The sequence below is a fragment of the Streptomyces sp. NPDC046977 genome, assembly GCF_040644455.1.
Lineage (GTDB): Bacteria > Actinomycetota > Actinomycetes > Streptomycetales > Streptomycetaceae > Actinacidiphila.
The window spans coordinates 39,057-53,153 of the sequence record NZ_JBEYWO010000035.1; the positions used below are offsets into that span (position 1 = coordinate 39,057).

Below are 14,097 nucleotides of genomic sequence, written 5' to 3' on the forward strand. Positions count from 1 at the left end.
GGTCAGTCCACGGTGATCACCACCGAGTGCCGGCCGCTGGCACCGTCGGGGACGGTCCGCGTTCGCAGGGCGGTCTGGACCACTCCGGTGCCGTCGGTGGCACGTGCGGTCAAGGTGTGCGGCCCGGGGGCGGCCTCCCAGGGGAACGACCACTGCCGCCAGGTGTCGGTGCTGGCCTGCGCGGCGAGGCGGGCGTCCCGCCACGGGCCGTCGTCGACGCGGACCTCGACGCGCTCGATGCCGCGGTGCTGGGCCCAGGCGACACCCGCGACCACGACGGTCCCGGCCTTCGGGCGGGCGAACGGCCTAGGTGTGTCGATGCGGGACTGCGTCTTGACCGGGGCCTCACGCGCCCACGCGCGCCTGACCCAGTAGGGGTCGTAGGCGGCGAAGGTGGTGAGTTCGAGATCCTCGATCCACTTGCACGCCGAGACGTATCCGTACAGGCCGGGAACGACCATGCGGACGGGGAAGCCGTGCTCCAGCGGCAGCGGTTCGCCGTTCATGCCGACCGCGAGCAGCGCGTCACGCCCGTCCATGACCTCTTCGACGGGCGTCCCGATCGTCATGCCGTCCACCGAGCGGGAGACCAACTGGTCCGCCGGGCCGCCCCGCGAGGGCGGCCGTACGCCGGCCTCGCGCAGCACGTCGGCGAGACGCACACCCAGCCAGCGGGCATTGCCCGCGTACGGGCCTCCGACCTCGTTGGAGACACACGTCAACGTGATGTCCCGCTCGATGAGTTCACGGCGCAGCAGATCCCGGAAGCCGAGATCCAGCGGCCGGGTGACCCCGATCCCGTGGACGCGCAGTCGCCACCGCGTCGCGTCGACCTTCGGGACCACCAGCGCGGTGTCCACCCGGTAGAAGTCGGCGTTGGGAGTGACGAACGGGCTGATCCCGCGGATCCGCAGTGCCGCACCGCGCGGTAACGGACGGGCGGGCGACCCCGGCAACGGCAGCCGGACGGCGGCGCGGGAGGCTGCCGCCTCCTTGCCGGAGGAGGAGGCCAGGGCGCGTCCCAGTGCTCCGGCTGCGGCGGACCCGGCGGCCGCCGAAGCGGCGGCCAACAGGAAGCGACGGCGGTCGCCGGCCGAATCCGACCCGGCTTCGCCGACGGGCGTGCCGACCCGCGTCAGGCGACCGGTCAGGAACCACAGCACAGCCGCGCCGGCCAAGGCGCCCGCCAGCGACGGCAGTACATCGATGACGCCGGCGGAGTCCGGCCGACTCAGCGCGGCCGCCGCTCCCACCCCGCCGAAAACGAGCACACCCGCCGCGCCCGCGCGCCGGTGCCGCACGGCCAGCAGGCCCAGCACGACCGCAAGAAGGCCCAGCACGGCGAGAATGCCGAGTTGCAGCACCAGCTTGTCGTGCGTGCCGAACGAGCGGATCGCCCAGTCCTTCACGGCCGCCGGCGTGCGGTCGATCGCCGCACCGCCCACCGCGACCACCGGGCCCGCCTCCGGCCGCAGCACACCCGCCATCAACTCCGCGGCCGCCAGGGCGGCACTCGCGGACAACAGCCCGGACAGCGCGCCCAGTACGCCGTGCCTCGGTTGCCACGTGCTCAAGATCCTCACACCGGTGATTCGTCACGCCCCCGGCCCGGGATTGGTGACTCACCCGAACGAGCGACCGGAGCCGCGACCACGCACGGCGTGACCTGGGCGTACAAGGACGTCCGAGTTCCCGGCGTCAACACCGCCGATGGGGGCCCGGTGACCCCGTCGCTCGGCACCGCGCGCGTGGACAGGTGCCGCCGGCGTCCCGTGAGGGCATGCACTGCGGAGTCGACGGACTTCGGACGTCCGTTGCCGCCCTCGATGCGGGACCGCGGCGACCCGCGGGCCGTGGCGGCCTCCTGCCGCGTGCGGGGCACGACGTGCGACGGCACTGTCACGGCGCCCTCGCGGAGCCTGCCCGCTGCGACGACGGCGGTCGTCCACCGGCCGGCGCTCTCCTGGGGCACCTCGGGCGCAGCGTCGAACGACCTGATCACCACCCGCACATCGGGGGTGTTCGACCCATGCGTCGGCTCGGGGGCCGCTGGCACAGTGGCGCCGGTGGACGTCTCCGTGCGAGGTGCCCGGTCGGAAGGTGCGTGGACCGTGCGGCCCCGGCCGATGAAGTGGCTGATTCGATCCTGCGGATCGACAACACGTTGAACGGGGTGAGTTGGGGTGGGTGGCCAGGAGTGCCGACAAGGCGCACGCCTTCCGCGAACGCCGGATCGCGGTGATGAAGCAGATGTCCGGCGGGAAGGACGGCCGGATCGGCGCACGTTCCGTGCCGGCCGGGGGACTCCGGACAACGGCTGCCGCGTTCAGTCCCGCGGAGTTCGGGCTGGAGACGGCATTCCCCGATTTTTCCGATGAGCCGGCTGCTCCGTCCGCAGACACGTCGGGCGGACCGGTCGTCGGTGTCACGGTGACGGTCGGGGCGCGGACCAGGAACGCGGTGCGGCGCACCCGGTTCCGGCAGGCGCGGCCGCTACGTCGAGCACTCGCCGGCAGACGAGGGAGTCGGCGGTGCAGCGCGCGGTCGGCGCCTTCGTGGACCCCGGCTCCCCGTGCCTCAGCCGGGGAGGTCCTCCACGTCCGTCCGGAGCGCGTCCAGCACGGGCGTCATCCGGGCGGCCTGCCGGGCGACGAGGGACTCCTGCGCTTCCCGGACGGCGGCGACGATCAGGGTGGCCAAGCCCTGTGCGTTGTCCGGGTCGGCGACGACGGACGAGATCCTCAGGTCCTGGAGCGTGCCCTGGCCGTCGACCGTCGCCCGGACCGCGCCGCCGCCCGCGGTTCCCTGGACGCTCGCGGAGCGCAGTTCGTCCTGGGCCTTGGCCAGTTCCCGACGGAGCCGCTGGGCGCTGTTCAGGAGCTTCCGCATACCGGGGCTGTCGCCGTCGAGATCCATCGTCGTCTTCCGATCGTGGGCGGCCGCGCTTTTCCGGGTCGTGGTGAGGGCCGGGAACACGCTGCCCCGGCCCGGCTGTCCACGTTCATGACCCCGGTCCCGCGGCCGGACCGGTCACCGAGCGCCGATGCCTCGCCGACTCCTTGGCCCAGGCCACTGTGCCAGCGGTGCCGCGACCGCCGCATGGGTCAAACACCCCTGACGTGCGCACCGCGCCCGGGTCGTTCGACGCTGCGAGCGGCGTGCACACGTCACCAGATGTAGCCGGAGTACCAGGAGGACAGAGGCGCGGCGGTGTCCGCCGTTCCCGCGAAGGTCGCCTTCCACATGCCGGAGCCCTGCGTGGTGACGGTGGTCCGGAAACGGCCGTCGCTGTCGGTGGTGTGGTAACTCCCGGGATAGCAGGTGGCGGTGCAGAACTGGAGCAGCACCTGCTGTCCGGCGTAGGGCTCGTCCGCGTGGGTCTCCCAGTTCGCCCGGGTCAGCCATCCGGACACGGTGGCGCTCTGGCCCTTCACCTTCGTCGAGATGCTTCCGACGAGCTTGCTCGACCGGAGGACGCGGAAGGTCGCGGCCGTGTCGGCGAAGTAGTGGTCCGAGGGGTTCCCGGAGGCGTAGGCGGACATCGTCCACGTGCCCGCCTGCGAGTTCTTCAGCGCGTCGAGGGTCGCGCCCACGGAGCAGGAGGCGTGGGTGACGCCCGTGAAGGTGCAGGAGCCGAGGCGCAGACTGCGGTCGTAGGTGAAGACGTTCGGGCCGTGGAAGATGCTCCCCTCGGCACTGCGGAGCCCCTCGGGATCGGACACGTTCATCGTGGCCGACACGTACGTCGACCCGGAGCTGCCGACCTCCAGGGAGGCGCCCCCGGACATGACGACAGGTCCTACGCGTGTGTTGCCGGAGACGATGTCGGCCTGTGCGTGCGGCGCGGCGAAGGCCCCGACGACCAGGGCGGCGGCGACGGCGGCCATCAGTGAGCGGACAGGTGCGCGCATGGAATCCCACTTCCCGGACTTCACTGCCGGACGATCCGGCACCACCACGGTGCCGTTCGCCGCGGGCGCGCACCCGGTCCCGCGGTACCCGGTGGCTCCCCCCGTGGGCTGAGCCCCCGCCCCGCGAACCGGTACGGCAGGGGGATGCGCGGACATCCCGCCGCCCCCCCGGGGCAGGCCGGGTCAGGTGTGCTCGATGCCCCGCCCGGTGACCCGCTCGGGGTCGACCCGGATCCACAGGTCGCGCTTGCCGCCGGCCCAGGGTTCCGCCGCCTGCTCGCACAACCGCCGTACGGTGTCCGGATCGCTCACGTGCTCGGCCGTGCCGACGGTCAGCACGCTCCATCCCGAGCTCAGGGCGTCGTCCACGTGGTCGACCTCGATGGCGACCTCCGAGCCCTCGGCGGCGGCCGTCACGGCGTCGGGATCGGTGCGGTAGACGATGGCGCCGCCGAGCACGGTGTAGTTGACCGGCAGAACCACCGGGCCCTCCGGCGTCGTCATCGCGACGCGCCCGACTCCGTGCGTGCCGACGAGATCCCGGCACTCCTCGGGGCCGAGCTTCCGGAGGACCGGCCGGGGCGCGGCGTCGCCCTGGCCCGCGGGCGCGTCGGCGGGACCCTCGAGCAGTTCGCGGGGAGTGGTGCGCAGGGCGGCCGCGACCCGGAACACGCCCGCCGGGTCGAAGTCGCGGCTGGTGTCCAGCAGTTGTTCCAGGTAGTGCGGTGACATACCCGCCCGGCGTGCCACGTCTTCGAGGTTCGTGCCGAGCATCGCGCAGCGCTGCCGCACACGACGGGCCACAACACCGGATCGAGGCTCCGGTGTCCCGGCCGGCCGGTGGGAGGACATCGAGTTCTCGCTCACGGCCATGCACCTCCTACGCCCGAGCATGCCACCGATGGCGTCCGAGTTCCTGTCGTCCGCGCCGCCCGGGCGGTCCTCGCGGGGAGGACCGCCCGGGTGCGGCGCCGCGGGGCGTGCGGCCGGGGTCAGCGGCCGGTGAGGGCGGCGACGAGCCTCTCGGCCAGCGGCTTGCTGGAGGCGGGGTTCTGACCGGAGAACAGGTTGCCGTCCACGACGACATGCGCGTCCCAGGCCGCGTCCGCGGACCGGACGACGGCGCCGCGGGCCGACAGCACGGTCTCCACCAGCCAGGGGGCGAGGTCGGCGGTCCCGTTGAGCCGCTCCTCCTCGTTGGTGAACACCGTCAGGGTGCGCCCCGCGAAGAGCCAGCGCCCGCCTGGCAGGTTCGCCGACAGCAGCGCGGCCGGGCCGTGGCACACCGGGGCGATGATCTTCCCGGCGGCGTCGGCCTCGACGAGGAGACGGCCCAGGTCCGGGTCGTGCGCCAGGTCCTCCATGGGGCCGTGGCCGCCGGGCAGGAAGATCGCGTCGTAGTCGGCCGCGTCGACGTCGGACAGCGCCTTGGGCGCGGCGAGCAGGTCGGCCGCCGCGTCGATGTAGGCGGCGAGGGCCTCCGCCTCCGGTCCGGCGACGTCGGGCCGCAGGCTCACGGGGTCGGCGGCCGGCCTGCCGCCCACCGGGGCGGCGATGTCGACGGTGAACCCGGCCCCCGTCAGGATGCGGTGCGGGACGACGAACTCCTCGGCCCAGTAGCCGGAGGGGTGCTTGCTGCCGTCGGTCAGCGTCCAGTAGTCGACGCCCGACAGCACCATCAGGATCCTGGCCATGTCGGCACTCACTTTCTCTCGCGTGGGATGCCCCGTGGGGGGATGCGTGGAGGGGACCGGGAGATCGCCCGGTTCCGGGGCCCGTGGGCCGCCCGGTGTCCTCCGCGATCCAGCACACCACGCACGGCACGGGCCGCGGGGGCCGCTTCCCGGGCCTGACCTGCCAGGGAGACCGCTGCCTGGGACGGAGCGACCCCCTTTCCCCGGTCGACCGGGCAGGGCCGCGGAGGACAATGGGGACATGGCCAGAAACGTCGAGCTCAGCGAGTTCCTGCGCCGGTGCCGCGGCCGCATCACCCCCGAGTCGGCGGGGCTGCCCGAGCGAGGGGCCTACCGGCGGGTGCCGGGGCTGCGCCGGGAGGAGGTCGCCCAGCTCGCGGGGGTCAGCACCGACTACTACACGCGGCTGGAACAGGGGCGGCAGATCAGCCCCTCCACGGGGGTGCTGGACGCGGTGGCCGCCGCGCTGCGGCTTGACGACGCCGAACGCACCCATCTGTTCGACCTCGTCGGGCCCAGGCCCGGCACGGGCCGCCGGTCCGCGCCGACTGTGCAGCGGGTCCGGCCCGGGGTGCGGCGGTTCCTGGACTCCTTCACCGACCAGGCCGGCGTCGTCCTGGGGCGCCGGACCGACGTGCTCGCCACCAACCACCTCTTCCGCGTGCTGATGGCCGACTTCGACGCCATGCCCGCCCGCGAGCGCAACCTCACCCGCTGGGTGCTGCTCAGCGATGCGGCGCGGTCGCTGTACGCGGACTGGGAGCGGATCGCCGCCGAGATGACCGCGATCCTGCGCCTCGACGCCGGCCGCCGTCCCGAGGACACCCGTACCGCGGAACTGGTGGGCGAACTGGCCATGAAGAGCGAGCACTTCCGGCGCCGGTGGGCCGACCACGAGGTCTTCGACCGCACCCACGGGCACAAGCGCCTGCGGCACCCCGTCGTCGGCGACCTGGGCATCGACTACCAGGCGTTCACGATGCCGGGCGAGACCGACCAGACCCTCTTCATGTACCTGCCCGCCCAGGACCAGGGCTCGCAGGACGCCTGGAAGCTGCTGGCCAGCTGGAGCGCCGTGGAACCGGCGGCGGGCACGGGCGCCTCCTCCCCGGCCCCTCGCGAGGCCGGGCGGCCCCGGTAGAAGGCCGGAACGCCGTCGGCGCTCAGGCCTCGGCGGGCTCGGACGCGGCGGGCTCGGCGTCCTCGGCGTCCTCGGCGTCCTCGGACACGGCGGGCTCGGACGCGGCGCGGCGCGGCGCGGGGACCCCGGCGTCGGGTGCCGCGGTGGCCGCGGTCGCGCTCGCCGTCACGGTCGCCTCTGCCGTCGCGGTCGTGCCCGCGGTTCCGGCCGGAGCGGCCGCCACGGCCGCGGGGACGGGAGCCGGTCCCCCTTCGACAAGGTTGTCGGCGGCGATGACGGCCGGGCGCCGGTCGCGGCGGACGTCCCCGACGGTGAGAGCCACCACGGCCGCGGAACCCACGAACTCCAGCACGTGCTGCGAACCGTCCACGAGGGTCTGCCCCATCGCGTCCTGGACGTACGCCCACAGGTCGGTGAGCGCCGGCGGCATCATGAACAGCGACAGGCCCGTGGAGAAGCCCGTCGCGACCGGGCGGCGCCTGGCGGCCAGCAGCATGCCGGCCCCGCACAGCAGGGTCAGGCAGGCCCACTGGTACGGCGTGGACACCCCGAGGATGGCGCGGCCGGTGCCCTTGCCGACGAGCAGGTCGCCCAGCACGCTCGGGCCGACCTGGAAGGCGGTCACCGTGTTCCGGCAGATGTAGAAGACGTTGAGCACGCCGAGCAGCACGCCGGAGGTGGTCGCCGTGACCTTCACGGGGCGGATCCTGCCGGCGGGCGTTCCGTCGGCGGCGGCGGCCTCGTACTCGATGTGCCGCGCCAGGAGCAGGAGCACGCCGAGGATCAGGGCGAGCGCCACGGCGAGGACGGCGGAGCCGCCGACGGCGTTCACCGAGGGGCCCTTGAGGGAGCCGAACCACGGGTCGTCGGGCGAGTTCAGCAGGAAGTACCAGACCGCGGGCAGGCGGAAGCCGAGTGTCACCGCGCAGGCGGTGACCAGCAGTCCGCCGGCTCCCCGGGTCCCGCGGAACGCGGCGATTCCGGCGGCGAGTTGCAGGGCCGCCAGGCCCAAGTCCAGGGAGGACGTGGCCGACAGGCCGGGGACCCAGCCGGTCGTCCACATCTCCCACGCGTCCGGCAGGCCGCGCACGGCGGCGTCGTACACGAGCCAGAAGGAGGTCTGGACGAACAGCGCGAGGCTGAGCACGGCCACGGCGATACGCAACTGATGGACCGACACGGCGGGCTGATACATGGCGCGCTGTCCCCTTTTACGTCTTCTGTGTGTCTGTGTCGGACGGTTGCCGAGGCGGCGACGACCCGATGACGGAGCAGATCATAAACCGGTTTCCGTACGGCGGGAGAACTGAACAGGTCCAGGAAGAACACAGCGTGACAAAGCATCAGACACAAGGGAAATGATTCGTCCAGGATCGACGCCCGCATTCGATTCCCGGACGCGGTCCTTCCATTCCCGCCGAGGTGCCGCCCGGCGCCTGTCCGCGGAACCGGGATCGTGCGCGGTGCGCCCGGACCCGGGAACGTCCCGCATTCCGCGCGGGCGCCGGTACGGGGACCCGGCGGGGCGGCCGCCCGGGACTTCCCGCCCGCTTGCGGTTCATGGGAGCCGAGTGCCGCCCTTGCCGCACCGGAACCGCACTCTGGCGCGGCCGTACTATTTCGGGAGGTGTGGGGTCGGCAATAATGCGGGAAGCGGCCTTCGACCCGGCCGCGGCGCGTTGTGCGCGCCGCGCCTCGCCGCGGGGACGACCCGCCGCGAACGCCTCAAGGGCAATGGCGCCCGCTCGATGTGCCGGTCCCCGGTGGGGGGCGCGGACCCGAAACCGGCGGCCGACCGCAATGGATCAAGGAATTGCCTTCAGCTTCGATGACTGAGTCACGTATGACGTCCCTGCGCGCCCGGACGGCGCGCGTGGCCGCGCGCCCGCTCCGCGCCCGCACCGGGAGGGCCGGCACCGCGGGAGAGGCGCCGTGAACCCCGCGCCGCCCCACGACGACGGGGTCCGCTACCGCGAGGACATGGTCCTCACCGCCGAGCAGGCGCGGACGTCCGCGCGGCATTTCCGGGACTGGGAACGCGGTCCCTTCTCCCACCTCGTACGCCTCGCCGTACCGGAGGCGGCCGTCCCCCGCGGATTCCGCTTCGTCGCGAACGGCCATCTCATCGACGGGCTGCTGTCCGCCAAGGTGTACTGCGACACCCTGACCGGCGTGTCGGGGAGCCATCTCGACCAGGACCCGATCGTCGCCGACCTGGTGACCTCGGGCTGGATCGAGTTCGCGGAGGGGAAGCGGAAACACTCCGTACAGCCGGGGCAGATATGCATTCGCGACACGAAGGCGTCCTGGGAGTTCGCCTGCGCGCCCGCGACGACCGCGCACGTGATCTCCATTCCGCGGCACCTCGTGCTGCCGCACATCGGATCACGGAGAACCATCGGGCGGGCCCACATATCGGACGTCGATGTTCCCGAGGTTCGCTTCTTCGTCAATTTTCTGGAAGCGATCAACAAAAGCAGCGGCGACCTGGAGGGTTCGGACACCGCGCGGAAGATGGTCCGGGACGCCTGCGCGACGCTGTTCTCGCACATCATCTCGGAGCGCCCCGGCGCCGGGCCGAGTGATCATCCCGAAGCCGTGGTGGTGGCCGCCAAGAGCGTCATCGAAGAGAATCTCGACAGCGGCGACCTGTCCCCGCCGATGGTCGCCCGGAGCGTCGGGGTGTCCCTGCGCACGCTGCACCGGTGCTTCTCGGCCTCCGGCGAATCGGTCATGGGATTCGCGCGCCGGCGGCGTCTGGAACGGGCGCACGACGAACTCGTCGCACCGGGCGGCGCGGCCGGAATGTCCGAGATCGCCGCACGCTGGCTCTTCTCGGACGCGAGCCACTTCATCCGGCAGTTCAAATCCGTCTACGGGGTCACCCCCGCCGCCTACGTGAGAGACCAGAGAAAGTGAGTACCGCATGACGACCCGAGGGCACGACCCGCTCGCACCGATCGCGTCCGCGTACGCCGGCCTCGTGGAGAACCTGGCGTCCCTGACCACCGGGCGCACGCGACGGGGTCCGGGGGGCGCCGTGCTGGCCGTCACCGGGGCACCGGTCGCCTCCCTGAACGGAATCGTCGCGCCCGGCCTGGAGCCGGACCCGGACGAGATAGCCGCGCTGGCGGCCTCCGAGCCGTGGGACGTTCCCTGGGGCGTCCACGTCCGCGGGGTGCCGGGACCCGGCGTCACCGAGGTGGCCGCGTGGCACGGACTGACCCTGTTCCACCGCACACCGCTCATGGTCCGGCACCCCGAGCAGGGGATGCCGGAGGAACCGGCGACCGGGTCGCTGAAGGTACGGGCGATCGGCGGCAACGAGTTCGACGTGTACGTCGCGACCATGGCGGAGGGCTTCGAGGTGCCGCCGGAGGTCTTCCGGGTCTTCGCCGATCCGGCCCTGGACCGCATGACCGGTGCCACGTTCTTCCTGGCCGAGGCGGACGGTGTGCCGGTGGGGACGGGGATGGCGATCGTGACCGGCGAGCTGACCGGGATCTTCAACATCTCCACGCTCCCGGCCCACCGGCGCCGCGGGCACGGCACGGCGATCACCACGGAGATGGTCAGGACCGGCTGGGCCGCCGGCGCCACCACCGCCTACCTCTACGCGAGCGAGATGGGCCAACCCGTCTACGCGGCCGCCGGGTTCCGCACCGAGGAGTACCTGACGACGATCTCGGCCCCGTCCCCGGCGTGACGGGCGGCGCCCCGCCTACTGTGGGGCGGGGCGGCCCGGCCGGACCGTCACCGGACGGAAGGGGGCACGGGGAGATGGGGATCGGGCTGGAGAAGGTGGCCGCCGCGGCGCCCGGGCTGGTGGGGCTCTACAAGGGCGCGCGGGTGTCCCTGGAGAAGGCCGGGGCCGCCGGGGAGCGCGCGGCGGTCTACCTGGTGCTGGACCGCTCGGGCAGCATGCGGCGGCACTACCGGGAGGGAACGGTCCAGCGGCTCGCGGAACAGGTGCTGGGGCTGGCGGCGAACCTGGACGACGACGGGGTCGTGCCCGTTGTGTTCTTCTCCACGGAGGTCGACGGCATCGCGGAACTCGGGCTGGAGCACTACGCGGGCCGCGTGGACGCGCTGCACGAGAGCTACGGCCACATGGGACGCACGAACTACCACCTGGCCATGCGGGCGGTGATCGACCACTACGAGGCGTCGGGCGCCCGGGAGCCCGCGCTGGTGGTCTTCCAGACCGACGGCGGACCGACCTCGCGGACCGCGGCGGAGCGCCTGCTGTGCGAGGCGGCCCGGCTGCCGCTGTTCTGGCAGTTCGTGGGTTTCGGGGAGCCCGCGAGCAAGGAGTTCGACTTCCTGCGCAAGCTGGACGAGCTGCCCGTGCCGGGCAGGCGGCCGGTGGACAACGCTGGCTTCTGGGCGGCGGGTCCGGAGCCGCGCGACGTACCGGACGCGACGCTCTACGAGGCCCTGGTGACCGAGTTCCCCCAATGGCTGGCGGCCGCCCGGGCGGCCGGGATCGTCCCGGCCCACTGAGGGGCGGCCCGGCGGTCCGCGTGAGCGCGGGACCTCGCGGCTGTGCCTTGTCCCCTCGCGGTGCGCGTCGGTGCGGGATGTCGCGGATGTGCCTGCGGTGTGCGGTGTTGCGGTCGTTCGTGACGCCGAGGGCTGGGGGCGGCTCGGGCAGTCGGGATTGCCCCGGCGGTCCACGTCGCCGCGGGACGTCGCGGATGTGATGTGCCTGCGGTTCGCGGCGGCCGAACGGCATGTACCGCTGGGGTCGTTGGTCGCGCCGAGGGCTGTGGGCGCGGCGGGCGGGGGTCGTTGAGGGGTGGCCCGGCGGTCCTCGTGAGTGCCTGTTGCGGGCGGCAGTCGAACGGCGTGTGGTGCTGGGGTCGTTGGGCATGCCGAGGGCCGGCAGCGGCCCGGGTCCCCTGGCGGTCCCGCGTCGGCGTGAGACGTTGCGGTGTGCCGTGTTGTGGTCGTTCGTGATGCTGAGGGCTGTCGGCGGCTCGGGCGGTCGGGATTGTCCCCTGGCGGTCCGCGTCGGGGCGGGACCTCGCGGTACGGCACGTGCCCACTGGCCGCGGGGCGCGCGGTGCGGCCGCGTGGGCCTCGGCGGAGCGGGTGTGCGGGCGGGGCGTGGCGGTCGTCCGCCGCGGGTCCGTGCAAGGACTGCCACCGGCCGATCCGGGCCTGGCGCGCTGCCCCCGTGGGGGCACGGCGTGCGCCCGTACCGGGCGGTTGCCGGACGGGCCGGACCGCAGCAAGGCAGCGGTGCCGTGACGCGGCGGTCCGCGTCGGCGCCGGACCTCGCGGCCCGGCACGCGCCCCACTGGCCTCGGCGGAGCGGGTGCGCGGTGGGGCGTGGCGGTCGTCCGCCGCGGGTCCGGCAGGGACTGCCGCCCGGGGACCGGCCGATCCGGGCCTGGCGCACTGCCCGCGTGGTGGCACGGCGTGCGCCCGTACCGGGCGGTTGCCGGACGGGCCGGACCGCAGCAAGGCAGCGGTGCCGTGACGCGGCTGCCCGGGTCCCCTGGCGGTCCGCGTCGGCGCGGGACCTCGCGGTACGGCACGCGCCCACTGGCCGCGGCGGAGCGGGTACGCGGGTGGGGGCGTGGCGGTCGTCCGCCGCGGGTCCGGGCAAGGACTGCCACCCTGGGAGCGGCCGATCCGGGCCTGGCGCACTGCCCCCGTGAGGGCACGGCGTGCGCCCGCGGCGGGAGCCCGAACGGTACGGGTCAGCGCAGGGGGTTGGGGAGGCGGGCCCACCGGTCGCCCGGGGTGGAGGTTTGCAGGCGCATCAACGTCAGGGCCTTGACGGGGAGTTCGGGGGCGAACAGGGCCGCGCGGTCGGTGCGGGTGTCCGGGGTGTCCGGGAGGTCGTCGCAGGCGCGGGCGGCCTCCGCCGCGACGGCGGCCCACAGGCGGGCCTCGGTGGGGCGGTGCGCCTCGCCGAGCGCGGAGACCAGACTGCCGAAGGTGGTGGCCACCAGGGAGCCGTACGCCTTGGCGTGCAGCACAGCCGGGTCGTTGCTCAGCCCGCGGCCCAGCGAGGGCGTCGCGAAGCCGTTGCGGGCCAGCCGGGCCGGGCTGATCCGTACGTCGGCGAGGTCGCGGTAGACCAGCCGCCGCGGCCGGGCCCGCCGGTCGAGGACGACCAGCAGGTTCTGGCCGTGGGCCTCCAGCGCGACACCCCAGGACAGCAGCCGGAGCACGGCCGGCAGCGCGAGCCGTGCGAACGCGGTGAGCCACGCCTCGCCGTCCTCCGACAGCAGGGAGCGCACGAGCGCCGGTCCGCCGTCCGCGGGGCGCCCGATGAGTGCCGCCACCGGCACCACGGTCTCCCCTTCCGCGGGGTCCGCGAAGTCCTCCGGGGACTCCCGCACCAGCGCGGCCAGATCGGGACTGGGCGTGCCGCGCAGAACCGCGGAGGCCGCCGCCAGGTTGCGCGTGACGCGCAGGCTGCCGCCCTCCAGCCGCCGGGTCAGCCCGTCCAGCAGTTCCGACAGCCGGGCGCCGTCCGCGACGGACTGGGCCGAGATGTCGCGCACCGCGGAGGTCATCCGCATGCTGAGGGCCGTCTTGAGGTGCGGCCCGCCGTCGAGCGGTGCGAAGGTCCGCACCGACATCAGCGGCCGCGCGGCGATCGCCGCGGTGGCGTGGGGGCGTACGCCGAGGCCCGCCAGGACGTGCCGGGTCTGCCACGGGTGGACGGGCAGCAGCAGCCGGTCGCCGTCCCGCAGCCGGTCCGGCCAGTCGCCCGACACCACGGCCTCGGCGGCGGGTACGGCGACGAGGTCAAGGCCCACGACCGGCCGGTGCTCGGGGCCGTAGGCCAGTTGCTCGGCCGGTGAGAAGCCGGGGCGGCTGCGGCAGCAGGGGTGGTAGGGGTGCCCGTCGACCACGCCCTGCTCGAAGCCGCTCAGGGCGTCGGCGGGGCCGTCGGGCGCGGGCGCGCCCGCCCGCGACAGGGCCAACGAGGCGACGCTGTGCTCCAGTTCGTCCAGCAGCGGCCCGGAGCCGGGCAGGCCCAGGGCCTCCAAGAGCGCGGCCGGGTGGTCGTACGGGCGGCCGTCCAGCCGCAGGACCAACTCCTCGTGCGCGGCGCCGAGATCGTGCGGAAGTCGCGGCGGCCCGGTCAGCGACCGCCCGTCGTCCAGGCGCACCTGCCCCGGCCCGTGGACGGTCAGGCCGGGCAGCGGTTCCAGGAGCAGGCCGCGCCAGAGGCGGCCGAGGACGGCGGCGCGGGCGCCGGGCAGCGCGGCGGCCCAGGCATCGGCCAGGCCGGGACGCAGGGCGGTCAGCCCGGTGGCGAACGCCGCCTCCGTGGGGCGCCGCGTCGCGGTCGTCGAATCGGGGTGCATGATGGGTTCTTAGCCTA

The 14,097-nt window shown here is 73.9% G+C and carries 11 protein-coding genes; 4 read left to right on the top strand and 7 right to left on the bottom strand.

Annotated features, from left to right (window positions below; translation table 11 throughout):
• Nucleotides 1-2: 2 nt before the first annotated feature.
• The 5 genes from ABZ883_RS36275 to ABZ883_RS36295 form a co-directional block, all read right to left on the bottom strand.
• Nucleotides 3-1,574: a molybdopterin-dependent oxidoreductase gene (locus ABZ883_RS36275; RefSeq protein WP_360914021.1), complete on the bottom strand. Its 1,572-nt coding sequence runs from the start codon at nucleotides 1,572-1,574 to the stop codon at nucleotides 3-5.
• A 1,003-nt stretch (nucleotides 1,575-2,577) separates the two neighbouring features.
• Nucleotides 2,578-2,916, bottom strand: a complete 339-nt coding sequence (locus ABZ883_RS36280) for a YbaB/EbfC family nucleoid-associated protein (RefSeq protein WP_360914023.1) — start codon at nucleotides 2,914-2,916, stop codon at nucleotides 2,578-2,580.
• Nucleotides 2,917-3,167: 251 nt separating this feature from the next.
• Nucleotides 3,168-3,911, bottom strand: coding sequence for a hypothetical protein (locus ABZ883_RS36285; protein ID WP_360914025.1), 744 nt, complete (start codon nucleotides 3,909-3,911; stop codon nucleotides 3,168-3,170).
• Nucleotides 3,912-4,094: 183 nt separating this feature from the next.
• Entirely contained in the window at nucleotides 4,095-4,778 is a 684-nt protein-coding gene (locus ABZ883_RS36290; protein WP_360914027.1) for a pyridoxamine 5'-phosphate oxidase family protein, read from the bottom strand.
• Nucleotides 4,779-4,903: 125 nt separating this feature from the next.
• Complete coding sequence (locus ABZ883_RS36295) at nucleotides 4,904-5,605, bottom strand: type 1 glutamine amidotransferase domain-containing protein (RefSeq protein WP_360914029.1); 702 nt, start codon at nucleotides 5,603-5,605, stop codon at nucleotides 4,904-4,906.
• A gap of 241 nt (nucleotides 5,606-5,846) precedes the next feature.
• Here ABZ883_RS36295 and ABZ883_RS36300 point away from each other — a divergent pair, with 241 nt between their 5' ends.
• On the top strand, nucleotides 5,847-6,746 hold the full coding sequence (locus ABZ883_RS36300; RefSeq protein WP_360914031.1) for a helix-turn-helix transcriptional regulator: 900 nt from the start codon (nucleotides 5,847-5,849) through the stop codon (nucleotides 6,744-6,746).
• A gap of 22 nt (nucleotides 6,747-6,768) precedes the next feature.
• On the opposite strand, the gene ABZ883_RS36305 is transcribed toward ABZ883_RS36300, so the two are convergent.
• The gene (locus ABZ883_RS36305) at nucleotides 6,769-7,941 is read right to left on the bottom strand and encodes a hypothetical protein (protein ID WP_360914033.1); all 1,173 of its coding nucleotides are present in this window, start codon (nucleotides 7,939-7,941) and stop codon (nucleotides 6,769-6,771) included.
• A 737-nt stretch (nucleotides 7,942-8,678) separates the two neighbouring features.
• On the opposite strand from ABZ883_RS36305, the gene ABZ883_RS36310 reads away from it, so the two are divergent.
• The 3 genes from ABZ883_RS36310 to ABZ883_RS36320 all read left to right on the top strand — a co-directional run bounded on the left by ABZ883_RS36310 (nucleotide 8,679) and on the right by ABZ883_RS36320 (nucleotide 11,249).
• The gene (locus ABZ883_RS36310; protein WP_360914035.1) at nucleotides 8,679-9,665 is read left to right on the top strand and encodes a helix-turn-helix domain-containing protein; all 987 of its coding nucleotides are present in this window, start codon (nucleotides 8,679-8,681) and stop codon (nucleotides 9,663-9,665) included.
• Nucleotides 9,666-9,672: 7 nt separating this feature from the next.
• Nucleotides 9,673-10,452 (top strand): GNAT family N-acetyltransferase, encoded by a 780-nt coding sequence (locus ABZ883_RS36315; protein ID WP_360914037.1) that lies wholly within the window; start codon nucleotides 9,673-9,675, stop codon nucleotides 10,450-10,452.
• 74 nt (nucleotides 10,453-10,526) lie between these two features.
• A complete protein-coding gene (locus ABZ883_RS36320) occupies nucleotides 10,527-11,249 on the top strand; it encodes a VWA domain-containing protein (protein ID WP_360914039.1) in 723 nt (240 codons plus the stop codon).
• A 1,205-nt stretch (nucleotides 11,250-12,454) separates the two neighbouring features.
• Here the strand turns inward: ABZ883_RS36320 and ABZ883_RS36325 are convergent.
• Nucleotides 12,455-14,080 carry an IucA/IucC family protein gene (locus tag ABZ883_RS36325; RefSeq protein ID WP_360914041.1) on the bottom strand — a complete coding sequence of 542 codons (1,626 nt, stop codon included), beginning with the start codon at nucleotides 14,078-14,080 and terminating at the stop codon, nucleotides 12,455-12,457.
• Nucleotides 14,081-14,097: the final 17 nt, after the last annotated feature.

Excerpts from the sequence above, each read along its gene's own strand:
- ABZ883_RS36280 (WP_360914023.1), bottom strand. The coding sequence starts at position 2,916 with ATGGATCTCGACGGCGACAGCCCCGGTATGCGGAAGCTCCTGAACAGC.
- ABZ883_RS36285 (WP_360914025.1), bottom strand. The coding sequence starts at position 3,911 with ATGCGCGCACCTGTCCGCTCACTGATGGCCGCCGTCGCCGCCGCCCTG.
- ABZ883_RS36295 (WP_360914029.1), bottom strand. The coding sequence starts at position 5,605 with ATGGCCAGGATCCTGATGGTGCTGTCGGGCGTCGACTACTGGACGCTG.
- ABZ883_RS36300 (WP_360914031.1), top strand. The coding sequence starts at position 5,847 with ATGGCCAGAAACGTCGAGCTCAGCGAGTTCCTGCGCCGGTGCCGCGGC.
- ABZ883_RS36305 (WP_360914033.1), bottom strand. The coding sequence starts at position 7,941 with ATGTATCAGCCCGCCGTGTCGGTCCATCAGTTGCGTATCGCCGTGGCC.
- ABZ883_RS36315 (WP_360914037.1), top strand. The coding sequence starts at position 9,673 with ATGACGACCCGAGGGCACGACCCGCTCGCACCGATCGCGTCCGCGTAC.
- ABZ883_RS36320 (WP_360914039.1), top strand. The coding sequence starts at position 10,527 with ATGGGGATCGGGCTGGAGAAGGTGGCCGCCGCGGCGCCCGGGCTGGTG.
- ABZ883_RS36325 (WP_360914041.1), bottom strand. The coding sequence starts at position 14,080 with ATGCACCCCGATTCGACGACCGCGACGCGGCGCCCCACGGAGGCGGCG.